General features: G+C 65.5%; 17 protein-coding genes, 1 tRNA gene and 2 pseudogenes. 7 read left to right on the top strand and 13 right to left on the bottom strand.

Annotation, left to right across the window (positions count from 1 at the left end; all coding sequences use genetic code 11):
- Positions 1-2: 2 nt before the first annotated feature.
- The 5 genes from VNW74_RS05030 to VNW74_RS05010 form a co-directional block, all read right to left on the bottom strand.
- Entirely contained in the window at positions 3-1,289 is a 1,287-nt protein-coding gene (locus VNW74_RS05030; protein WP_325675503.1) for an O-acetylhomoserine aminocarboxypropyltransferase/cysteine synthase family protein, read from the bottom strand.
- 4 nt (positions 1,290-1,293) lie between these two features.
- On the bottom strand, positions 1,294-2,277 hold the full coding sequence (locus VNW74_RS05025; protein ID WP_325675502.1) for a homoserine O-acetyltransferase/O-succinyltransferase family protein: 984 nt from the start codon (positions 2,275-2,277) through the stop codon (positions 1,294-1,296).
- A gap of 1 nt (position 2,278) precedes the next feature.
- The gene (locus VNW74_RS05020; protein WP_325675501.1) at positions 2,279-2,563 is read right to left on the bottom strand and encodes a hypothetical protein; all 285 of its coding nucleotides are present in this window, start codon (positions 2,561-2,563) and stop codon (positions 2,279-2,281) included.
- Positions 2,564-2,639: 76 nt separating this feature from the next.
- Positions 2,640-4,490 (bottom strand): FAD/NAD(P)-binding protein, encoded by a 1,851-nt coding sequence (locus VNW74_RS05015; protein WP_325675500.1) that lies wholly within the window; start codon positions 4,488-4,490, stop codon positions 2,640-2,642.
- A complete protein-coding gene (locus tag VNW74_RS05010; RefSeq protein WP_325675499.1) occupies positions 4,469-5,632 on the bottom strand; it encodes a low specificity L-threonine aldolase in 1,164 nt (387 codons plus the stop codon). The genes VNW74_RS05015 and VNW74_RS05010 overlap by 22 nt, the downstream gene beginning before the upstream one ends.
- Positions 5,633-6,787: 1,155 nt before the next feature.
- Here VNW74_RS05010 and VNW74_RS05005 point away from each other — a divergent pair.
- The 3 genes and pseudogenes from VNW74_RS05005 to VNW74_RS04995 all read left to right on the top strand — a co-directional run bounded on the left by VNW74_RS05005 (position 6,788) and on the right by VNW74_RS04995 (position 7,913).
- Positions 6,788-7,429: a TetR/AcrR family transcriptional regulator gene (locus VNW74_RS05005; protein WP_325675498.1), complete on the top strand. Its 642-nt coding sequence runs from the start codon at positions 6,788-6,790 to the stop codon at positions 7,427-7,429.
- 98 nt (positions 7,430-7,527) lie between these two features.
- Positions 7,528-7,662: pseudogene (locus VNW74_RS31840) on the top strand (TetR family transcriptional regulator); the annotation flags it as partial.
- 41 nt (positions 7,663-7,703) lie between these two features.
- A complete protein-coding gene (locus VNW74_RS04995) occupies positions 7,704-7,913 on the top strand; it encodes a hypothetical protein (RefSeq protein ID WP_325675496.1) in 210 nt (69 codons plus the stop codon).
- Between the two features lie 189 nt (positions 7,914-8,102).
- Here the strand turns inward: VNW74_RS04995 and VNW74_RS04990 are convergent, their stop codons facing one another.
- Positions 8,103-9,962, bottom strand: a complete 1,860-nt coding sequence (locus VNW74_RS04990; protein ID WP_325675495.1) for a putative bifunctional diguanylate cyclase/phosphodiesterase — start codon at positions 9,960-9,962, stop codon at positions 8,103-8,105.
- A 324-nt stretch (positions 9,963-10,286) separates the two neighbouring features.
- Between VNW74_RS04990 and VNW74_RS04985 the strand changes: the two genes are divergently transcribed.
- The gene (locus VNW74_RS04985; protein WP_325675494.1) at positions 10,287-12,404 is read left to right on the top strand and encodes an Rv1355c family protein; all 2,118 of its coding nucleotides are present in this window, start codon (positions 10,287-10,289) and stop codon (positions 12,402-12,404) included.
- A gap of 19 nt (positions 12,405-12,423) precedes the next feature.
- The gene (locus VNW74_RS04980) at positions 12,424-14,262 is read left to right on the top strand and encodes a bifunctional diguanylate cyclase/phosphodiesterase (RefSeq protein ID WP_325675493.1); all 1,839 of its coding nucleotides are present in this window, start codon (positions 12,424-12,426) and stop codon (positions 14,260-14,262) included.
- 31 nt (positions 14,263-14,293) lie between these two features.
- Here the strand turns inward: VNW74_RS04980 and VNW74_RS04975 are convergent, their stop codons facing one another.
- The 6 genes from VNW74_RS04975 to VNW74_RS04950 form a co-directional block, all read right to left on the bottom strand.
- A complete protein-coding gene (locus VNW74_RS04975; protein WP_325675492.1) occupies positions 14,294-15,028 on the bottom strand; it encodes a hypothetical protein in 735 nt (244 codons plus the stop codon).
- 503 nt (positions 15,029-15,531) lie between these two features.
- Positions 15,532-15,795 carry an acyl carrier protein gene (locus tag VNW74_RS04970; RefSeq protein ID WP_325675491.1) on the bottom strand — a complete coding sequence of 88 codons (264 nt, stop codon included), beginning with the start codon at positions 15,793-15,795 and terminating at the stop codon, positions 15,532-15,534.
- A gap of 2 nt (positions 15,796-15,797) precedes the next feature.
- Entirely contained in the window at positions 15,798-16,673 is an 876-nt protein-coding gene (locus VNW74_RS04965; RefSeq protein ID WP_325675490.1) for a class I SAM-dependent methyltransferase, read from the bottom strand.
- Entirely contained in the window at positions 16,674-17,537 is an 864-nt protein-coding gene (locus VNW74_RS04960) for an acyl-CoA desaturase (protein WP_325675489.1), read from the bottom strand.
- Entirely contained in the window at positions 17,534-19,297 is a 1,764-nt protein-coding gene (locus tag VNW74_RS04955; RefSeq protein WP_325675488.1) for a fatty acyl-AMP ligase, read from the bottom strand. Before VNW74_RS04955 ends, VNW74_RS04960 begins: the two co-directional genes overlap by 4 nt.
- A gap of 137 nt (positions 19,298-19,434) precedes the next feature.
- Positions 19,435-19,506, bottom strand: a tRNA-Gln gene (locus VNW74_RS04950).
- 149 nt (positions 19,507-19,655) lie between these two features.
- Here VNW74_RS04950 and VNW74_RS04945 point away from each other — a divergent pair.
- A complete protein-coding gene (locus VNW74_RS04945; RefSeq protein ID WP_324434840.1) occupies positions 19,656-20,249 on the top strand; it encodes a TetR/AcrR family transcriptional regulator in 594 nt (197 codons plus the stop codon).
- A gap of 57 nt (positions 20,250-20,306) precedes the next feature.
- On the opposite strand, the gene lysA is transcribed toward VNW74_RS04945, so the two are convergent.
- The gene (gene lysA / locus VNW74_RS04940; RefSeq protein ID WP_325675487.1) at positions 20,307-21,653 is read right to left on the bottom strand and encodes a diaminopimelate decarboxylase; all 1,347 of its coding nucleotides are present in this window, start codon (positions 21,651-21,653) and stop codon (positions 20,307-20,309) included.
- 118 nt (positions 21,654-21,771) lie between these two features.
- Here lysA and VNW74_RS04935 point away from each other — a divergent pair.
- A pseudogene (locus VNW74_RS04935) lies at positions 21,772-22,448 on the top strand (transcription-repair coupling factor); the annotation flags it as partial.

The following is a 22,448-nucleotide window of genomic DNA, read 5'->3' as shown; positions in this document are numbered from 1 at the left end:
GCTCAGCCGGTTAACCCGGCCGTGGCCTTGGCCAGGGCCTGGTCGATGTCGTCGATGATGTCGTCGATGTGCTCGATCCCGATAGACAGGCGGATCGTCTCCGGCCGGATACCGGCCTTCACCAGCTCCTCGTCGGACAGCTGGCGGTGGGTGGTGGAGGCCGGATGGATGGCCAGGGTCTTGGCGTCCCCCAGATTGAGCAGCCGCTTGACGAGCTGGAGCGCATCGAAGAAGGCCAGTCCCGCCTCGTAGCCCCCCTCGGCCCCGAAGGTGACGATCGAGGGCACGCGCCCGTGCAGGTAGCGCTCGACGAGGTGGTGGTAGGGATGGTCGGGGAAGCCGGCGAAGCTCACCCAGGCCACCCGGGGGTCGGCGGCCAGGTAGTCGGCCACGGCCCGGGCGTTGGCTTCGTGGCGCTCGAGCCGCACGGCCATCGTCTCCAGGCCCTGCATGAGTAGGAAGGCGTTGAAGGGCGAGAGGGTGGCGCCGCTGTTGCGCAGTTGGGTGGAGCGGGCCCGCACGGTGAAGGGCCGCTCGGGGAAATCACGGGCGAAGACGACGCCGTGGAAGGCGGGCTCGGGCTGGTTGAACATGGGGAAGCGGTCGGGATGGTCGGCCCACGGGAACCGGCCGCCGTCGACGATGGCCCCACCCAGGGTCGTGCCGTGGCCGCCCACGAACTTGGTCAGCGAGTGGACGACCACGTCGGCCCCGTGCTCGAAGGGCTTGAGCATGAGCGGCGTGGCGACCGTGTTGTCCACGATGAGCGGTACGCCGGCCGCATGGGCCACGGCGGACACCGCCTCGAGGTCCACGATGTTGCCGGCCGGGTTGCCGATGGTCTCGCAAAAGACGGCGCGGGTGTTCTCGTCGATCAAGGGCGCGATCGAGTCGGCCCGGTCGTCGGCGGCGAAGCGGGCCTCGATGCCCAGGGTGGGCAGCACGTGGGCGAAGTAGGTGAAGGTGGCCCCGTAGAGCTGCGGGGCCACCACGAAGTTCGAGCCGGCACTGGCCACCGTGAGGATGGCGTAGCTGACGGCGGCCATGCCCGAAGCCACCACCAGGGCCGCCGTCCCCCCTTCGAGGGCGCAGATGCGCTGCTCGAGGACGTCTAAGGTCGGGTTGTTGAGCCGGTTGTAGTGGAAGCCGGGCGTCTCCAGGTCGAGCACGGCGCCGGCGTGTTCGGCGTTGATGAAGTCGTGGGCCACCGTCTGATAGATGGGCACGGCCACCGCCCGCGTCCCGTCGGATGTGTAGCCACCGTGGATGGCAATGGTCTCGTCGTGCATGGCCTCAAGCGCTCCTCTTCGGAATGGTGTCCAACAGGTTGGCGTACAGACGCAGGGCCGCGGCGCGCCACGGCCAGGGGGCGCGGGCGCCGACCTCGCCGAAGGGGAAGGCGGCCACCAGGGCCGGGTCCCGCTCGCCGCCCACTACCCGCTCGTGCAGCCGGCGGAGCCCGTCCCAGTCCGGGCCGGCCACGCAATCCATTGGAAGGCAGGGCAATTCGTCGCGCTCGTAGCCCGCGTAGCGCCGCACGTCCCGGACGTACTCACGCACGAGGCTGGACGGATCGTACTCGGGATGCGCCTGGACCAGCACGACCTCGGACCGGCCCACTGTCTTCGTGACCACGCTCCACCCCACCTCCTCCGACTGCAGGGCCACCGCGTAGCCGGCGGCGGCCACCGCCTCTAGGGGCACGGAGTTGAGCCGCGAGTGGGGCAGGACGACGGTCCCCATTTCAGGCATCCCGCCGGCCAGCGGGTGGGTGGGGTCGGCCTGCTGGGCGAAGACGCCCGTGCACTTGACCGGCAAGGTGGTCCGTTCGACGCCGTCGAAGACGGCCAGGGCGGCGTGGGCCGACAGACAGGACAGCACCATGGCCGGCACGTTCTCGCTACCCCACCGCAGCAGGCCGCACAGATCGGACCAGTAGGGCTCGTCCTCGATGCGAGACTCGATCGGGTTGGAGCCGGTCACCACCAGCAGATCGGGGGGATCGGAGATGATGTCTTCGAGGGGACGGTACTCGGCGGCGATGCGGGCCCGGATCCGCTCGCCGCGGGGCACCCCGGCCATGGTGTGGCGGGTCACGACGACCGTCTCACACCCCGACCCGGCATCCAGCAGGCCCACGAACTGTCGCTCGGTGGCACCGAAGGCCGCGTCGGGCATGTTGTTGACCAGGGCGCACCTCCACCGCGCCGGTCCCTCGGCCGCGTGTGTCGCCGCCCCCGGGTCGAGGGCCCTGGCGAGTTCAACGCCCGCCGTCATCTCAATGCCTCACGTCGGTGTAGGTGACCGTGACTTCCTGGTGCAGGAGCCGGTATGCCGCCTGCAACTGCTCCTCGTCGTCGGTCGAGCCGACCACGGCCACGATGTGGTTGCCGGAGCCATCCCGCCAGTCGAGGGCGGCCCCTGGGCCCTGGTGGACGCTCACCGTGTCGACAACGGCGCCGAACCGGTTGAGGAGATCGGCCATCTCGCCCGTGCCCGGCACGGCCGTGTCGATCATCCACAGCAGGTCGCAGAGGGCGGCGGCCGCTTCGTCCAGCTGCATCACGGGAACGCAACGCGGCCCGTAGCCCACCGCCACCAACGGCCGCGCCCGTCCTGTCGTGGAATCCATCATCTGCTCAGCCGATGACGGCCTCGACGCAGTCCTGGGCGTCGTAGACGGCCCGGAGGCGGCTGCGGGGCGAGGGCAGGTAGTGGGTGAAGTAGCGCACCCCCTCGGTGAGCACGCCCAGCAAAGAGAGGTTGCGCTGGAGCCGGCCCTCGGTGTCGTAGGGGTGGAAGTCCTCATTGATGGCCACGCTGCCCACGCGCGTGTCACCGTAGCTGAGCTGGGTCAGCCTTCCGTTGGCGTAGAGACGGTTGAGCAGGGGCGAGCTCGACCGGGCCAGCGAGGGCAGGTCGAGATGGCCCCGCACCACCCCGTCTACCGTCACGGCCGTCGGCTCGTCGAGGGCCGTGGAGCTCAGCCGAACGCCGTCGGGGCAGGCGGCCAGCTCCGGGTTCGGTCCGAGCGGGATGCGCACCACCCCGGCGTCGAGCAGCCCCAGCAGCTGCTGGGAGCGCAGGGGTGGCGGGCCCGCCTCTAGGCGGTTGATGCGGCCCCGGACGTTGGACTGGAAGTCGACGTAGGAGTCGAGGGAGAGACCACCGAACTCGATGACCGAACGCAGCTGGTCCCGGAGGATGCGCAGCACCTCCTCGGCCGCCTTGACCGGGCTCCCCCCGGGTCGCAGGGCCTCGGTGAGGTCGGCCTCGATCATGTCGTAGACCTGGCCCTGGTAGTCGGCGGCCGACGTGTAGTGGTGGTCTGACCCGGCGAAGGCGTGGGTGACCGGGTCGAAGCGCCCGTAGCGCGGCTCGAGACCGTCGACGGCCTTCTCGTAGTGCCCGTCGACCCAGCCGCGGCGGAGGACGGCGCGGACCTCGGTCGACTCGACGTCGCCGCCGGCCAGCAAGGCGGCGTGTATGTAGTAGCGCGCCCGCATCTCGGCGAAGATGAGGGGGAGGAGCTCGGCCCGGAAGTCCACGTGCCGCCGCATCGGCGACCCGCCCGGATTGGTCAGCGCCGCGAACTCCTCGGGGGTGCACACCACCGGCTGGTACTGGCCGTAGGGGTCGACGCCGTGGGCCGACTTGGCGCAGTGGGGCACGCCCGAGCGCGAGTAGAGGGTGATGGTCGGCTCCCGGCCCGAGGGCACGTACCGCTTGCGGTCGGCCCGGTCGCACCGGTCCTCGAAGGTCCCGCCTCGTCCGATGGTGAGGGCGGTGAGGACGTCGTAGGCGACCAGGCCCATGCCGGCCACGGCCACCGAGGATCCGGCCGGAGCGCTCTGGTCGAGGTACTCGACGGGGTAGGGCCGCAGGTAGTGCGCGCCCCCGCCGGCCCCGGGCTCGTCGTTCCACGTGTGCCCCGAGGTCAGCACCACGTGGTCGACGGTGAGGGTGGTGCCATTGTCGAGCAGCACCGCCTCGCGCCCGCCGTAGCGGGATCGCTGGAGGGCCGGCGAGATGTCGACGGCCGCCGCGTAGTGCCGGACGATCTCGAGGTTGGGCGGGGCGTAGGCCACCAGCGTGTCGTAGAACCAGACCAGGTACTCGCCCATCAACCGCCGGGGTAAGTAGTCGGTGGGCAGGATGGGGTCACCCCCGGCGCCGATGCGGCATTCGTAACCCACCCAGCGGTAGCCGCGGACCACCGCCCACGGGTGCAGGCCCACGGCGTAGGGGGGGAGGGCGTCCCCGTCGGGGGCGGCGTAGAGGGAGAGCTGACCGCAGGCGTTGTTGAGCACAAGGAAGTCGGGCTGCTCGGCGGCGTAAACCCCGCCTCCGAGCTGAGCGGGATCGACCACGTGCAGCCGCATCGGCGTCCTTACCCGCCGGGCGCGGCTCACCGTCCGCTCCATGACGCACAGACCCCACGAGCCGAGCCCCACGATGGCCATCTCGATCATCGGACGCGCCCCATGCACGCCACCTCAGATCGGCGGCCGCTGGCTGAGCTCTGCGTTCGAGCCCGTTCAGACCGGCTTTCCTCGATCGCGGCCGCGGTGAGTCGGCGGACCGCGTGTACCAGCTCGTCGACATCGTGGGTCGTGGTGGCAAAGGAGGTGACGAAACGGACGACACCTGGCTCCCAACGGCCGTGGTAAAAGCTGTAACCCTCCTCCAGAAGTGCGTCGATGACCTGCTGGGGCAGGTGGCAGAACAGGATGTTCGCCCCTGGCGTGCCCGCAAGGCGAGTGCCGGGAATGGACTTCAGCCCCTCTTCGAGCCGCGCGGTCATGGCATTGGCGTGCCAGGCATTGCGCAGCCAAAGATCGTCGGCGAGGTAGGCGTCGAGTTGGGCGGCGGCGAAACGCATCTGGGCGGCGAGTTGTCCGGCTCGCTTAGCCCGGAAGCTGAGCTCGGTGGTCACGGAGCGCTCGAAGACGACGATCGCATCGGCGGTTATGCTCCCGTTCTTGATGGCGCCAAACGACAGCATGTCCACGCCGGCGCGCCAGGTTAGCTCGGCGGGGTTGCAGCCCAATGCGGCGACGGCGTTGGCGAGCCGGGCGCCATCCATGTGAACGCTCAGGCCCGCGTGCTTCGCAATGCAGGCCAGGTGTCCGATCTCGGCGGGGGTGTATACCGCGCCGGTCTCGGTTGCCTGGGTGAGGCTCAATACGGAGGGTTGCACGCTGTGCACGTCTCCGACCTTGCGGTGCACCGCGGCCTGCAGCTCGTCGGCGTCGATCTTGGCGTTTTCCCCACCCAGGGCAACGAGTTTGGCACCCCCTGTGAAGAACTCCGGTGCGCCGCACTCGTCGTTGTTGATATGGCTGTCGCGGTGGCATAACACGCTGCCCCATGGTGGGGTCAGCGCGGCCAAGCTCAATGCGTTCGCCGCCGTGCCGGTGGAAACGGGGAGCAGATCGACGTCGCAATCAAAGATCTCGCTGAAGCGGCGTCGTGCGCTCAAAGTCCAACTGTCGGTGCCATAGGGCGGTGCCTGCCCGGAGGCTGCCGCTGCAACAGCTGCGATGATCTCGGGTGCACCACCGGCGGTGTTGTCGCTGGTGAAGGAGCGACTTGCCACACGCGCGACTACCTCCATCGGGACAGCGCTCATGTGCCGTCACCATCTCCGAGCGTCAAACGCAGCCTGACGCTCCTGCAGCAACCCTCCCACCGTTGAGGGCACACGTTTTCAGGCACCTGAATGGCTCCTTCCCGTATTCCCGGCGACCACTGCAGACCCAACGCCCCGCAGGTCTCCAACCGTCAACGCCAGCAGTTCTGCCTGTGTGGTCACCAACGACCTCCTCCCAACGGAAGCAGCCCAACCCGCGGTTGCTACGCCGACGCTTGAGTGCGAAGCACGTGTATACCGGTAGTGCACTTGAGGCCGAGCTTACATACGATTCGACGAAAAAGAAGTAGATAGCCAACATTCAGTATGCTTGGGTTCAGAAATCATCAGCACCCCCGGAAGACTGGGTAGCAAACAGACCGCGCGGTTTTGTCAGGCAGTTCCTCGAGGAGATATCCACCCGACCTGCGTGAGCGCGCGGTGCGAATGGTTGCCGCGAGCAGCGATCCAGCACGAGTCGGGAGTGAGCGGCGATCGGCGAGGTTGCCCCGCTGTTGCTAGCTGCCGGCACCCCCACGGCCCCTCACCTGCGGATTCACACCATCAATACGAATCGATTAACCGCACTGATCCCTCCAGTGTCGTCGGGTATCGTTCGTCGTCCCGCTCCATGCGATCGACGCGGTGACTTTGATCGGCGAACATCACCGCAAAGGTTCTGAAGCGGGCGCACCCACACCACGAAACCCGCCAGCGCGCTTCTCATTCCCACCCCGCCTCCCCCTGCTCACCGCGGAACCGCCGCCGCCCGTACGGCGCCAGGCACCCCCATCGTCGGGCGACGACGCCGCAAACGCGGGCGCACCAAAGCCGCCGACCTCCGGTACCGAATCGAGGCCGAACGCGGGAGAATAGGGGTAGAGCCGATCGCAGAATGCATACTATTAGGCATAAGTTAAGCCCTGTGGCAGACTGATAGTCTTCTAGTCAGATACAAAGCATTGAGTAAACGTGGGATGCTCGGCCCAGAGCAGGCCGCGGACCGGTGGAACGACCTCGACGCACAGCGCCGTTCCCCGGCGGGTGCGCACAGCCGGTGGGACCACCCTCTTTATCGAAGGGACGGTGTCGGAATTGCCTGGGCGTGCAGAGATCGCCCCGCTGCGCGGCGACTGCGACTAGACGGGTGAGGCGATGACTGAGGCCAGCGAACGGCGAGCCGACACCACACGCCAACGACTCATCGCCGCCGCATCGCGCCAGTTCGCCCGCCGCTCGTACAGCATGGTCAGCCTCGATGACATCCTGGCAGAGGCTGAACTCACCAAAGGGGCAATGTATTTTCACTTCCCGTCTAAGCAAGCACTGGCCTTGGCGATCGTCGACGACCTCTCCGAGATGAGCCGTGCAGCGGTCACCGAGTTGCTTGCCCGCAAGATGTCGGGACTCGAAACACTAATCGATCTGGTCTACTTCCGTGCCGTGCAGGACACCCAAAACGAGGTGGCCCGAGCCGGCGTCCGACTGCTCGATACCCTGGACAACACGACCCTCCTGCCCTCCGCACTGTGGCAATCATGGATCGAGTTCGTCGCCACGCTCATCCAAAAAGCAGTCACCGAGGGCGACGTCGTCGACCGCCACGATCCTGGAGACATCGCCAAAATGTTGGTGGCGCTGTGGGTGGGTATCCGCCGAGTCAGCGATCTCGACCAACCCGAGCTCTACCTCGATAACCTCCAGAAAGCATCGGTGCTGGTACTACCCAGCTTCGCCAATCCCGACCGAATCGACTACTTCACCCAATTCATCAAACGACGTCACACATTCGCGTGAAACAGGTTTTCGCTACAGTCGCTGTGACAATGCCCTCACACCACCGCTGCCGCCTCGGCGGCGGGACACGTCTCCCGCACTGCGGAGGTCTAGGGACGATGGTGCCCAAAGCCCGGTCTGAAACCACCCGCCAAAAGTTCCTTGATGCCGCGATAGATCTGTTCAGCGAGGTCGGCTACGCGGCCGCAGGACTAGGTGAGATCATCGAGCGTGCGGGCATGACCAAAGGCGCAACAGCGCAGCCTCCCGTTCCTGGAGCAGCCTGTTGGACTCGATGACAATCCAGGCCAGACGCGCAGGCGCCGAAGGCGACCTCTGGGAAGGCGTCGATCCCAACGTGGTCACCGAAGCAACCCTCACTACCATGCTGGGCGCGCAACTCCTCTCTAAGACAGCAGACGGCATCGATCACATTCAAGCGACCAACCCGATCCCTGGAACTTTCCTGCCGGCCATCCTGACCGATCGCTGCCCTACTTCCTGAGTTTCTCGCCCGCGAGTCCCTGCGCCACGCACCCGACCACAGGCTCACCTGACCGGGCCCACAAACCGCACTATCGCTCGTCCATCCACAGCCGCTCGGTCAAATTCTCAAATGTCACCGTGTCTCGTGCTCGCTGCTGGCGCGGTGTAAAAAATCGATGGCGCCGCCGTTCTACGCACCGTTGTGGTGTTAGATTACCGCCTCCGCCAATGCATCCCTGTCGGCGAGGAAAGGCATGGGCAGATAACGCGAGGCCAGCAACGACTCCATGGCGTCGCTCGGGATCGGTCGCGAAAACAAGAACCCCTGCGCTCGTTGGCATCCATGCTGCGCCAGAGTCATTGCGGCAGACGAAGTTTCGACACCCTCCGCCACCAGTTGCAGACTGAATGCTTCAGCCAGGCCGATGATCGCGCGGATAATCGCGAGATCGTTGGCATTGGACCCGAGGTCACGCACAAATCCCGCATCGATCTTGAGCGTATCGACTGGAAGTGACTTCAGATGCGATAGGACAGCGTAACCGGTGCCGAAGTCGTCGATAGCGATCTGGACCCCGACCTCCTTCAACTCCGCGAGGGTTCGCCGTGTGCTTTCAATGTCGTGAACGACTGCGCGCTCGGTGATTTCGAGGCACAGCGATCCAGCATCGATGCCGAACTCGTCGATGGTCTCGGCGACAGTCTGGACGAAACCCCGGCTTGCCAGCTGAAGTGGCGACACATTGACGCGCAACGCTGCATCCCGCCCCAGCCCCCGCGAGCGCCACCCGCTGAAGTCGGCGCAGGCGTTTCGTAGCACCCATCGGCCAAGTTCATCGGCGAGGTTGATCGATTCGGCTACGCCGATAAAAGATTCCGGTAGCAGCAGCCCTCGTGTCGGGTGCCGCCAGCGGACGAGCGCCTCAGCGGCCACGATAGCGCCGGTCCGCAGGTCGACCTCGGGAAGGTAGTGCAGCAACAGTGCTTCGCGATCGATGTCGCCTTGCAGATGGAGTTGAATCTCGTTTCGGAACAGTCTTTTGAGTGAAAGGTCATCCGACACGACGACCTGGTTGCCGCCCCCGCGCTTGGCCGCTAGGACGGCTTCATCGGCGCGGCGCAGTAAGTCGGCGCTGTCATCACGCCCCGGCACGCCGGCCGCTACACCGATGCTGACCGTCCGGGTGATGGTGTGGCCGCTGATAGCCACTCGATCGCACACCATCGTCAGAAGCTGATTAGCGAGCGACATTGCTGAGTCGAGCCGCATAGCGTGATCCGGAACGACGACGAACTCGTCTCCGCCGAGCCGGGCGACCATGCTTCGACTTCCGGCGCACTCACGAAGCCGATCGGCAAACAGCTTGATGAACCAATCGCCGGCGCTATGGCCGAGACAATCGTTGATTGCCTTCAGGCGGTCGAGGTCGATGTACAAAATCGCGACCGGTCCGGGCGATCTTGCGGTGAGCCTGTCGGAAAGGTGGCCGACGAGCGCTCGACGATTGCGCAGACCGGTCAGATCGTCGTGCTCAGCGAGATAGCGAAGCTTGTCTTCGGCGGCGATGCGGGCTTGGAGTTGCGCAAACAGCGAGGCGATCGCCTCAAGCATGCTGATCTCGTCTGGCTCCCACTTCCTGCTGCGGAATTTCCCGAAGCCGAGCAGGCCGGTGGTCATGCCCCCCGCCATCAAAGGCGCCACAGCCACCGAAGGAGATGTGATCAGGCGGGGTTCCTCCGCCCTGGTCAGGTAGCCGTAGTAGGGAAGTTTTGCTCCCATGACCGTCGGTTCGTTGAGGGATTCGCACCGTCCGAAGACGGGGTTGTCGCTGGTGAAATCGGCAACCGCCAGCGGATCGGGGTCTGGACGATACGGTCGCGGCGGCCATTCCGCGACCACCTTTGACACCCTGGCGTGATGGTCGTTGTGGCGTAAGAAGCACACGTCCACGTCAAGCTGGTCTACGAGCTTGGCCAGCACCTGCTCGCTTACCTGGGCAGCGGTCAATGCGGTCGCTTCCATCAGTTGGGTGGCGACCGAGGTGACGAGATCCAGGCTGCTCGACACGATTTTCCTCCGATCTGGTCCCGGCGCGCGGGGCCCCGACCGTCGCGTCTAGTGATGCAGTTATGGCGTTCGCGCTATCAGCACGTTTTCGAACAACGGCGTTGACATCGTCGCCAGCGAACACGTCATTCGAATCTCGGCTAAGGAACGGCCAGTATATAGAGCGACTAGTGTCGGCGGAGGGAATCGATGTGACCGGTGGATTAACGGCTGGAATGTGCGCTCGAGCTGAAGCGTGATCGACTGCCACGCTGGGCATAGGCTTGGTGCAAGTTCTAAGTCAGGGGGTTCATCGCTGAGATGCGTGGCCGACAAACCAATGAGATGACCTTAAGGTCCGGCGCGGCAGCGGTTCTCGACGCCGCAGACCCGGCTGACCACGCGGTCTTGGAGCGGCTGCGTGCCGATCCCGCCATCGAGTTCATCGACGAAAGCGAGCGACAACTCGAGGAGTTGCGCAAGCTCCTGCCACCACCCGAGCCGGAGGTCGTCGCCGAACCGTGCCGGTGGGCGTACTACCCGTGGCGGCGGACCGTGGTGGCGGTGTTGGGTCCGCGGGCGTTTCGGGCGGTGCGGTTGGACCGCAACCGGAACATGATCACGGCCGAGGAACAAGCCCGGCTCGGCGCGCTGCGCATCGGTGTGGCTGGTTTGAGTGTCGGGCATGTCATCGCCCACACCTTGGTGGCGCAGGGCATGTGCGGCGAGCTCCGGTTGGCGGACTTCGATCTCCTTGATCTGTCCAACCTCAACCGGGTCCCGGCGACGGTGTTCGACCTGGGGATCAACAAGGTCGAGGTGGCGGCCCGTAGGATCGCCGAACTCGACCCATACTTGCAGGTCGGGGTGCTGGCCGCCGGGCTGACCGTCGATACCGTCGACGAGTTTCTCGACGGGCTCGACATCGTGGTTGAGGAATGCGATTCGCTGGATATGAAGGCCCTCGTCCGGGAGGGTGCCCGCGCGCGTCGGATTCCGGTGCTGATGGCGTCCAGCGATCGCGGCCTGCTGGATGTGGAACGTTTCGACTTGGAGCCGCAGCGCCCGATTCTGCACGGCCTGCTTGGCGACTTGGATTTTGCGCGCCTTCCGCAAATGAGTAGCCGGGAAAAGATTCCGTACTTGCTGCGTTTTCTTGAGGCTGAACAATTGTCGCCGCGCCTGGCGGCGTCGGCGGTTGAAGTCGACCGGCAGCTTTCGACGTGGCCGCAGTTGGCCGGCGATGTGGTGTTGGGAGCGACGGCAGTCGCCGAGGCCGTGCGCAGGATCGGATTGGGTGAAAACCTGCGATCGGGCCGGGTCCGCATTGACGTCGTCGGCCAGCTCAACGAGCTCGACAAGCCAGAGATGGCGGTGGATCGCCCTCTCCCAGAACAGTATTCAGAGCCTTCGCTACCGGGCCCGTCGGGCGTCATCACCGCAGCCGCGATTCGCGCGCCATCTGGCGGCAATGCACAGCCCTGGCATGTCGAGGCCACAACCGATGCCATCACGATTAGCCTTGCATCCCAACATACTTCGACGATGGATGTGGGCTTCCGCGGCAGTGCAGTCGCACTCGGAGCGGCCCTCTTCAACGCGAAAGTCGCTGCCGCCAGCCAGCAGCTACTCGGAGCGGTGAGCCTGCTGGAGCGCGTTAACGGCACGCCGCTGCAGGCGACGTTGGATCTGCGCGCCGGAGCTCATCCCGAGCTGGCCGGGCTGTACCGACCGATGCTCGCGCGGGAAACTAACCGGCGTCTCGGGACGCCCCGGGTGATCCCCGCCGACACGATCGAGCGGCTGGAATCCGTGGCCGGGCGAGAAGGTGCCCGGATACATCTGGTAACAGGCCGTGATGACATGGAAAGGGTCGCAGGGATTTTCGCCGCTGCTGACCGAATCCGTTACCTGACACCGGAACTGCACGCCGATATGGTTTCTGAGCTGCGCTGGCCCGATGATGATTACCCCGACACCGGCATCGACGTGAGCAGCCTCGAGCTCGAACCCGGCGACCTGGCCGTGCTTGACATCCTGCGCCGCCCGGACGTGATGATTCACTTGGCCGAGTGGAATGCCGGGACTGCGTTAGGTGAGGACACTCGCCGCCGCGTGTTGACGAGCTCTGGCATAGCCGTCATTTCGGTGACCGGAAGCGCCTTGGCGGACTACGCCCGCGGCGGCGCCGCCGTCGAAGCGGTGTGGATTGCCGCGCAGCAGTGCGGGCTAGCCGTGCAGCCCATTTCGCCGGTCTTCCTCTATGCCCGCGACGGGGGAGACTTCGCTGCGTTGTCAGCGTCCTTCGCCGACGAGCTCGACGACCTGCAGCAAGAATTCCGGAAACTGGTTGGAATACCCGTCGACGTGTCGCCCGCCTTGGTGTTGCGATTCGCTGTCAGCGACCCGGCTTCGGTGCGGAGCCGCCGCAGTCTCGACCGCGTTCGTTTGCTGGAGCGTTAATACCAGCTACCGTATAGGCATGTCCGGATCTCTGGACGACTTGGTGACTTCGGCGGCCGCCAAGTTGATGGCGGCTACCGCCGGGAGTTCTGCTGCGATCAGTCAAGGGGTGCTCGGTGACTTGGTCAGCAGCTTCGGCGTCGATTTCGGCTTTTTGCGCCACAACGACCACGAGATCCACGCGACAGTGCTTGTCGCCGAATGGCCGCGACGCGAGTACATTCCCGACCCCGATCCGATCGGTGTGATCTATTTCGCCGATGCCGACTGGACCTTCGCGCAGGCCGAGAACCTCAAAGAGCCCGGCGTGTTACGCCCCGACCCAGGTAACGAGGACTATCAACGCAATATCGAGGAGGGGAGAGGCGTTCCCGCTGTCTCCCTCGCCTGCGTGCCGCTGCTATCCGGGGACGTCACCACCGGCACCTTGGGTTTCGTCAAGTTCGGAGACCGCGAATGGCTGCCGGAGGAGCTGAATGCACTGCAGGCGATCGCGAGCTTGTTCGCTCAGGTGCAGGCCCGCGTTGTTGCCGAAGAGCGACTGCAGTATCTCGCCGAACACGATGACCTGACCGGGCTGCTGAATCGCAGGGCGGTGATCGCTCACCTCGACGAGCGACTTGCCGACGGCCAGCCGGGTCCGGTCGCGTTGGTGTTCCTCAACCTGGACCGTCTGAAGGCAGTCAATGACCACCTCGGTCACACGGCCGGCGACCGGTTCATCGAGGTCTTCGCCCAGCTGTTACGCGAAGCCGCTGAGTCCTCGGCCATCGCGCGCTTCGGCGGTGACGAGTTTGTCATTGTGCCGACTGTGCCCATGGATGCCGAAGCCGCCGAGGTGTTGGCCAAACGACTGCAGACGCGAGTTCACCAGCAGGTGGCCGTCGACGGCGAGACGATCACCCGCACCGTCAGCATCGGGGTCGCCGCGGGGGTACCCGGCAGCGACAACGCGTCGGACTTACTGCGCCAGGCCGATCAGGCGGTGGTGTCGGCCAAGGCCCTCGGTGGGAATGCCGTTGCAGCCTTCAACCCCGAAATGGCCGAAAAGTACGCGATCCGCAACGACATCGAGCTACACCTGGAAGGGACCATCGACAGCGATAGCGGCGCGTTGGTCCTGCATTACCTGCCGGAATTTGACATGCGCACCGGTCAGATCCTCGCAACCGAGGCGCTGATCCGGTGGCGACACCCCACTCGAGGGCTGCTGATGCCCGATTCGTTCATGGGCGTGGTCGAATCCATCAACTTGGCAGGAAAACTCGGGCGTCTGGTAATGCGCTCAGCCTGTGCGCAATTCAGCTATTGGCGTGCTCGCGGTCTGGGGCGCGACATCGTGATGCGCATCAACGTGTCGCCCGCGCAGCTTGTCACAGATGGCTTTGTCGCCATGGTCGCGGCAACGCTGGACGAGTTCGTTCTCGACGCCCGCTCGGTATGCCTGGAGATCACCGAAAACGTCGTCGTCAAGGATATCGACACCACCCACAAAACGCTGGCCGGGTTGAAGGAGGTCGGCGTGCAGGTGGCAATTGACGACTTTGGCACTGGCTACAGCGCTTTGACATATTTGAAGTCACTGCCTGTCGACACGCTCAAGATCGACAAAGAATTCGTCCGTGACCTCAGGACAGACTCGGCTGATCTGGCGATCTTGCGGCAGGTTGTAGCGTTGGCCGACGCCTTTGGGCTAGACGTCATCGCCGAAGGCGTCGAGACTGCCGCAGCGGCCAGGGCACTGCTTGAGTTGGGTTGCTATCGGGCACAGGGCTTTTTGCTGTCCCGCCCGGTCGATAGGCTCGCGATGGAGAAGCTGCTCGCGCAACGCTTCATACCGATGGATTTTCTGGACTAGCGACAAATCGTCGGTGGCGGAACGACGCTTCCTAAACCACATCCCGCCAGGTGACTGCGAGGTCGCCACGGCGGTGGAATTCCCTGGTCAGTAGTTCGCCGTCGGTGAGAATCTTGGCAACCTGGCCCGGCTCGGCGTGGCGGATGAAGTCGCGCCGGTCCCACCAAATCATCTTGGTTTGGTAGCGATCGTCGGGATAGGGCGCCGCGGGAATCGGCGCCACCACGCCGCCAGACGACCGCCAGCGGTTCAGCACGTGTGTCGCGGCGGTGGCCATCATGAACTGACAGTCGAGGAGAGACGTAATGTGGCAACCGCTGCGGGCCAAAGCGAAGATGAGGGAACGATCCCGCTCCGCATCGTCGATTACCCAGCCCGCCTTCATCTCCAGGACGCCGAACGGAATCCGGTCTGAGATCATGTCGCGGACCGTCTGCTGGCCGGGCTGACCCGCCCATTCGACGACTGCATGCGAGTCATCGGCCGACCGCAGCGGCCCCTTGGCTCGCAACCCGCCCACCATCCGGCCGGCATCGTCGATCATCGCGAAAAACATGATGGTGTCGGCTCCGCTGCGCAGCGCATCGGCGTCGAGGGCACACTCGACACCATGCTTGCGATAGCTGCGCTGCGCGCCGAGTGAAAACTCAGCCCACAAATCGGGGTCCACGGCGGGCTGCGACAAGACACACGTTGCCCCGATGTCCGGGTCCCGCCAGCTAAGTCGCTGGCCCAGATCGAACCGACCGGCAGTCATGGGATCCATCGGAACTACACTGGCTGGTATCCATTTCTGCATGGCTGCAAACTCCAGTTTTCGTTTGCGCCGATTTGAATACGAATCGAATCTGTTTCTTCAAATTCACAAACTTAATTCCTGCGGCGCAAATCTAATTATAAACCCTTTTTGGGTTTCTTTTGAACAACGAACTACCCAAGAGGTTGGCGATGCCCGGACAGTGAACATGCTGGCAGCAAGGGTAAAACAAGCTCTGCGACACCGCATGGTTAAACGGCGATTCACTTAAGTGATAGGGGCCAATATCAAGGCAAGAAATGCCTCTCCGGGCCACGGCAACGCCGTTCGTGGGCGAAAGTAGGCTGAGCAGCCCCCAGCTTTTGCTCAGCGCCGGCTAAGAATTAGCTCAGGTGTGCAGGCGCGGTGCATTAAACAACGTCGTAGTGCTGCGCACATTCGTCTGACGACAGGCCAGCGTATCCAGCAAACCGTGCCGCCACTCTCAGGGTCAGTTTGCCCGGCTGGCAAAGTCAGGCAGCGCCGTCGGCCACCTGACGCGCGAGCTGCTCGATCGTCGGATAGGTGTATGGCAAAAAGGCCGATAGTGGGCGGCCGACGAAATCCTCCAGCTCGCCGATCAGCACGACCGCGTCCGCCGAATCGAGGCCGAGGTGATCGAAGCGACGGGTGCGATCGATCTCGTCGGCCGGCGTCTTCGTCCGGTGCGCGACGTATGCGGCCAGCATCGCTTCGATCTCGTCGTAGCTCTTAATCCCGTCCTCCTGCGTATCCATCGCTACCACCGCCCGGGCAGATCGATCCGGCGCATAGTCAAGCGCAACAGTGTGAATGCGCCGAGCTCAAACGAGTGGGCGAACGTGCGCAGGTAACGCTCGCACCAGGCGACGACCTCCTCGCTGGATACCGCGACGGCGTCCACTCGCTGCGCACGCAAGCGGTCCAACCATGCCCGCAGCGTCTTGACGTAGTCGTCCCGATCGTTTCTCACCTTTTCGATCTCGAGCTCCATTTCCGCGGCACGCGCGATGTCCGCGAGCCGTGGCAGCTCCGAGTCGGGGAAGACCTGGTCGACGATGAAGCGATCACGCAGCGGGCGATCACGCGGGATGTCGCCATACGCGATCGTCTGCAGCGAGAGGCGGCCGCCGGGCTTGAGCCAATTGCGGCACGAACGGAAGAATCTGCGGTAGGCCTCGATCTGCTCGTCCGCCGACAAACCCTGGCGCGCAAAATGCTCGAACGCACCCACCGAGATGATGGCATCGAACGGCTCAGGCGGATGGTAGTCACTCCAGTTGCGCACCCAGACCTCGACGTTGTTCGGTACGATCCCCTGCAGGTACTCGGCCTGCGCGTCCGAGAGCGTGAGCCCCACAGCATGTTTCACGCCATACGAGCCCACCAGGTGCATCAGCATGGCGCCCCAACCGCAGCCCACGTCAAGCACGCGCGGCGCGCCCGCTGCGCGCGCCTGATCGACATGGAAGTCGAGCTTGCGCCGTTGCGCGCGCTCGAGATCGTCATCGGGTTCTTCCCACATCGCGCACGAGTAGCTCATCGTCGGATCGAGCCAGATCCGCCAGAACTCGTTGCCGACGTCGTAGTGATGGCGAATCGAGGCCGGTCCGGCGCCTAAGTAGGTATCGCTCATTCAGGATTCCGTCTTGCTAAGCACCGGCTGCTTGAGGTCACTGGCCAGCCCGCACGCCGAGAACACGCGTAGCACCGCGGCGCCGAGATCGATCTGCCACCAGCGCACCCGGGTGGTGTACGCCCGCGGCGCGTCGTGGTGGTTGGCGTGATATCCGCCACCCAAGCCGGGTAGCGCAAGCAACGTGCTGTTGCGCGCCTGCCCCGAGTGCGGCAGCTGCGCGCGGCCACCGAACGCATGGCCGAATGAGTTGACGGCCCAGGTCACTTGGCTCACCAGGAACAGGCGAACCATCCCGCCCCACAAAAACCCCGTGAGCGCGCCGCGCACGCCCCCGGCGGCGAAGCCGATCAGCGTCGGGATCACCAGGCCCAGCACACCCCACCAGAGGTAGCTGCGGTGCAGCGAGACCGTGCGCGGGCTTTGCCACAGGTCCCTCACCTCGCCCGCGGAGATCGTCATCGCGGTGTGTTCGGGGCTAAAGAGCCACCCGACGTGCGCGTGCACCAGCCCGTGCAGGCCGCTGAACGGCCAGTGCGGCGAGTGCGGATCACCCTCGCGGTCGGTGAGCGTGTGGTGGCGGCGATGCATCGCGACCCACCACATGACCGGGCCGAGGAATGCGCTGGATCCGAGCGCGCCGAGGACCCAGATCAATGCCGGCCGTGCGGTGAACGAGCGATGCGTGAAATAACGGTGAAAGCCCAGCTCGACGCCCAATAGCGTCACAGTCGCGCCGACCGCCAACACGATCAGGTCGGTTCGCGAGGGTGCCACTCCGGCGAACCACAACGCCACCGCCGCGATCACGGCCGCCGGCGGAGCGAAAACTGCGAACGCGGCGAGCGCGTAGCCGCGCATCATGTGGGTTGCCCGGTCACGTGCCGATGAACCTCGACGAGTTCGCCCCGCGAGTACAAAGCGCGACATTCGCTGCGCCGGATCTTGCCGCTGGTCGTGCGCGGGATGCCGCCGCGGTTGACGAATACGACCGAGTCGGCCGGCGTCCCGTGTGCGGTAGCAACAGCAGTGACGATCTGGTCGGCCACCTCGCTCCACTCCGCTTCCGCGCCGCGGGCGATCTCGCTGACGATCACGAGCCGTTCGCGCAGGCCGTCATCGTGGCCGAATGCTGCGCTTCCGTTCGGTTGCAGTGGTGTGAGGCGCAGCTGTTCGACGGCGTGCTCGAGGTCTTCGGCGGCATAGTTCACGCCGTTCTTGACGACCACGTCTTTGGCCCGGCCGGTGATGTACAGCTCGCCGTCGACGATGCAACCGAGGTCGCCGGTGCGAAGCCACGTGCCACCGTCGAGCGGGGCGGCAAACGTTTCGCGCGAGGCCTGCTCGTCGCCGAAGTAACCGCCCGCGACGCTCTCACTGCGTATCCAGATCTCGCCCTCAGCGCCGTCCTCGCAGCGAGTACCGAGTGCGCGGTCGACGATCGCGAGCTCAGTCCCGATGCACGCGTGACCGCAGCTGACGCGTGCGAGGCCGTTCGGGTCGCGCCACACGGTTGGCGGCTCATCGCGCCGTCCGCCTGCGACGATCAGCGTCGCCTCGGCGAGCCCGTAGCAAGGGTAGAACGCCTCGCGGCGAAAGCCGACCTTGGCGAATGTCGCCTCGAAGCGGTCGAGGGTTGCCGCGCGCACCGGTTCGGCGCCCACGAACGCGAGCTCCCAGCTCGACAAGTCGAGGCCGGCGAGGCTCTCTTCGCCGTGGCGTTCCACAGCAGCGACGCACATCTCGTAGGCGAAATTCGGGCCGCCACTGCGGGTGGCGCGGTGCTGCGTGATCTCGTGCAGCCAGTGCAGCGGGTGCTTGAGGAACTGCAGCGGCGACATGATCACGCACTCGAATCCGACGTAGACCGGTTGGATCACGTAGCCGATGAGGCCCATGTCGTGCTGGAAAGGTAGCCAACCCAGCGCCACCGTCGACGACGTGTGCCCGAATGCGTCCTCGATCATCGCTTCATTGGCCATCAGGTTCGCATGGCTGACCATCACGCCGCGCGGCGTGCCGCTGGAGCCCGATGAGTACTGCAGGATGGCGAGATCCTCCAGACCTACCGTCGACTCGAGCGCCGGCGCGTCGGGGGGTGCGTCGAGGAGGGCGTCAGGGAGGGGAAGGTCGTCGACCGCGATGCACGGGATTTCGGCGAGCGCGGGAACTAGTTCTCGCGCGGGGAGTATCTGGCGGGTGGTGAGCACGATGTCGGGTCGCGCGTCGGCAACGATCGCGACCAGGCGCGGCAATGTCTGCTCGAGCCGCGACGGGATCGGGATGTGCGCCGGGACCGCGCACACGCCAGCGTAAAAACAGCCGAACAACGCGTCGAGAAACGTGGCGTTGTCGGGCAGCAGCAGCAGCGCGCGCGGCTGCTCCCGCGTGCGCGGGAGGTCCGCCAGAACAGCGGCCACTCCGCGCGCGCCTGCGGCAAGCTGAGCCCAGGTGCGGGTCTCGGCGCCGCCCCCGTCCTGGACGAACGAGAAGGCGCGGCGATCCGACAGCGTGCGGGCCTGGTGCTCCAAACGGTCTGCGATCGTCAGACCACCGTCGCCGAAAGCTACCGCGCGAGTCGGTTGACGGCCTCGCTGGTGATCTTTCCCATCTAGGGCCGTCATGTCGTCCCCCTCAAAAGCCGGGCCCTTAACGGCTGCGTCAAAAACGAGCATACCCAGAAATACTTAAGGAGGTGGCCGCGATTACGTCACAACCCCGTCATCGGAACGTGGATGCGGCGACCCGCGTACAGAGCCAGCTCCGTCGCCAGGACTCGAACCTGAACTCTCAGAACCAAAATCTGATGTGCTGCCGATTACACCACGACGGACCACGCACCAGCGGCGAGTAGCTCCGCTCGCCGTCGGCCGGCCATCGGGCCGCCCGCGCACACTGATGCCTTCGTCAGACTGTAGTGCAACCGATAACCTGGTAGGCGTGGCAGCGCCGGAGAAAGAGGTGCGCGCCCCGCGCGCCAGGATGACCGGCAGCGAGCGGCGGCATCAACTCATCGATATCGCCCGGTCGCTGTTTGCCGAACGCGGCTACGAGGGCACCTCGATCGAGGAGATCGCGCTGCGCGCCAATGTGTCCAAACCGGTCGTCTACGAGCACTTCGGCGGCAAGGAAGGGCTGTACGCGGTCGTCGTCGACCGGGAGATGTCGGCGCTGCTGGATGGCATCACGTCTTCGCTGACCAACAACCGGTCCCGGGTGCGGGTCGAACGGGTGGCGCTGGCACTGCTGACCTACGTCGAGGAACGCACCGACGGCTTTCGCATCATGATCCGCGACTCGCCGGCGGCCATCAGTTCGGGCACCTATTCCAGCCTGCTCAACGACGCCGTCAGCCAGGTCGCCTCGATCCTGGCCGGCGACTTCGCCCGTCGCGGCCTGGACCCGGGCCTGGCGCCGCTGTACGCCCAGGCGTTGGTCGGCTCGGTGTCGATGACCGCGCAATGGTGGCTCGATACCCGCGAACCCAAGAAGGAAGTCGTGGCCGCCCATCTGGTCAACTTGATGTGGAACGGGTTGACCCATCTGGAAGCCGATCCGCACCTGCAGGACGAATAAGCCCTCAGCCGCGCGGCGATCGCAAGCGCGGCGTAGCCGGGCGCAGCGGGTCGCCGCTTAGCCGTTGTCGCGTGACAACAGGTCGGCGGTCGTTTCGCGGCGGACCAGTTCGCGGGCCCGGCCGTCCTTGACCGCGACCAGTGGCGGCCGACCGACCATGTTGTAGTTCGATGCCATGCTGTGGTGGTAAGCGCCGGTGCAGGCGACCGCCAACAGGTCGCCCGAGTGCAGGTCCATCGGAAGCTCGACGTCGCGGGCGATCTCGTCGCCTGCCTCGCAGTGTCGTCCCGCCACCGTGACCCGCTGCCGCGGCGCGAGGGAATGCCGATTGGCAAGCGCGACAGTGTATTTCGCCCCGTACAACGACACCCGCGGGTTGTCGCTCATTCCACCGTCGACAGCGACGAAGGTACGCCCGCCGGGCTGTGTCTTGATGCCGCACACCTGGTACAGGGTGACACCGGCCCGGGCGCTGATGGCCCGGCCAGGCTCGATCACGATCGCCGGCCGGGGGAAGTGCTCGGCGGCGCAGGCCGCGTCCAGCGCGTCCTCGATCACCCGGGCCAGCTCGTCGACGCTGAGCTCCGGGTCACCGGCCAGGTACGGAATCCCGTGGCCGCCACCGATATTCAGCTGGGTCAGGATGACGCCGTGCCGCGTACGGACGTCGGCCATGGCGGCGATCATCCGCCGAATCGCCTCGCCGTAGAGCCCGGCATCGGTGACTTGCGAGCCGATATGACAGTGCAGCCCGATCAGGTCGAGGTTGGGGTGCGCCAGCACGCGCGCCACCGCCTCCGCGGCGTGCCCGCCTTCGAGGGTGAACCCGAACTTCTGGTCGCTGATCCCGGTGGTGACGGCGTGGTGGCCGTGGATGTCGATGTCGGGGGTCACCCGGATCAGCACCCGTTGTCGTCCTTCCGCCAAACCCGCGAGGTCGGTGATCTCGCTGCACGAATCCAGCACGATGCGCCCGACCCCGTTGCGCACCGCGGCCCGCAACTCGTCCTGCGACTTCGCGTTGCCGTGCATGATGATGCGGGCTTTTTCCACACCGGCGGCCAGAACAGTGGCCAGTTCACCGGCCGAGCACACGTCGACGCCGAGCCCCTCTTCGCGGGTCCAGCGTGCCACCGCCATGCTCAGCAGCGACTTTCCGGCATAGACGACCTCGGTGTGGGGCAACGCCGCGCGATAACGGCGGGCCCGACCCCGGAAGTCGGCCTCGTCAATCACATAGGTCGGGGTGCGGAACTCGTCCGCGATGTCGGTAAGGGGGACCTCACCGATGCAGAGCCTGCCCTCGTCGTCCGAGTGCGTGGTAAGCGGCCAGATCGCCGGATGGAATCGCGGCGGAGCCGCATAGCCTATGGAAGGCAGGACGTCCGGCAATGTTGTTGTCATGATTTCAGCGTCCGCATGCTGTGGCCGGATGCTGCTGCCCTTACAGATCCTTGACGCTGCCCGGCCCGAAATTGACGACGTTCGGGCCCCATCCGTCGGGCCCTACAATGGCGGCATCATGACCGCACCGGGGCCGGAATGCGTAGTTACCCCGATCGCGGGGCTGGTGGAGTTGGCGTTGCGCGCGCCGACGCTGCAGCGACTCATCGAGCTGGCTGCCGATCGACCCGACGAATTGGCGCTGGTCGGCCCGGCCAGCTCGCGGCTTTTCGTCACCAGCGCGCTGGCCCGCCAGGGGCCGCTGCTGGTGGTCACCGCTACCGGCCGCGAAGCCGATGACCTGTCCGCGGAGCTGCGCGGTGTCTTCGGCGACTCGGTCTCGATATTTCCGTCCTGGGAGACGCTGCCCCACGAGCGGCTCTCACCGGGTGTCGACACCGTCGGCGCTCGACTGATGCTGCTGCGCCGGCTGGCCCACCCTGACGACGCCCGACTGGGCCCGCCATTGCGGGTAGTGGTCACCGCGGTCCGCTCGCTGCTGCAGCCGATGGCCCCGCAGCTGGGCTTACTGGAACCACTCACTTTGACTGTCGGCGAAGACATGGGCGCCACCGCCGCCGACGGGGGTTTTGAAAGCGTCGTGGCCCGGCTGGTCGAACTGGCCTACACCCGGGTGGACATGGTCGGTCGGCGCGGGGAGTTCGCCGTTCGCGGCGGCATCCTGGACATTTTCGCCCCGACCGCCGAGCACCCGGTGCGGGTGGAGTTCTGGGGTGACGAGGTCAGCGAGATGCG

It is taken from the genome of Mycobacterium sp. (assembly GCF_035570115.1).
Classification (GTDB): Bacteria; Actinomycetota; Actinomycetes; order Mycobacteriales; family Mycobacteriaceae; genus Mycobacterium.
This window is presented reverse-complemented; position numbering and strand designations above follow the sequence as displayed.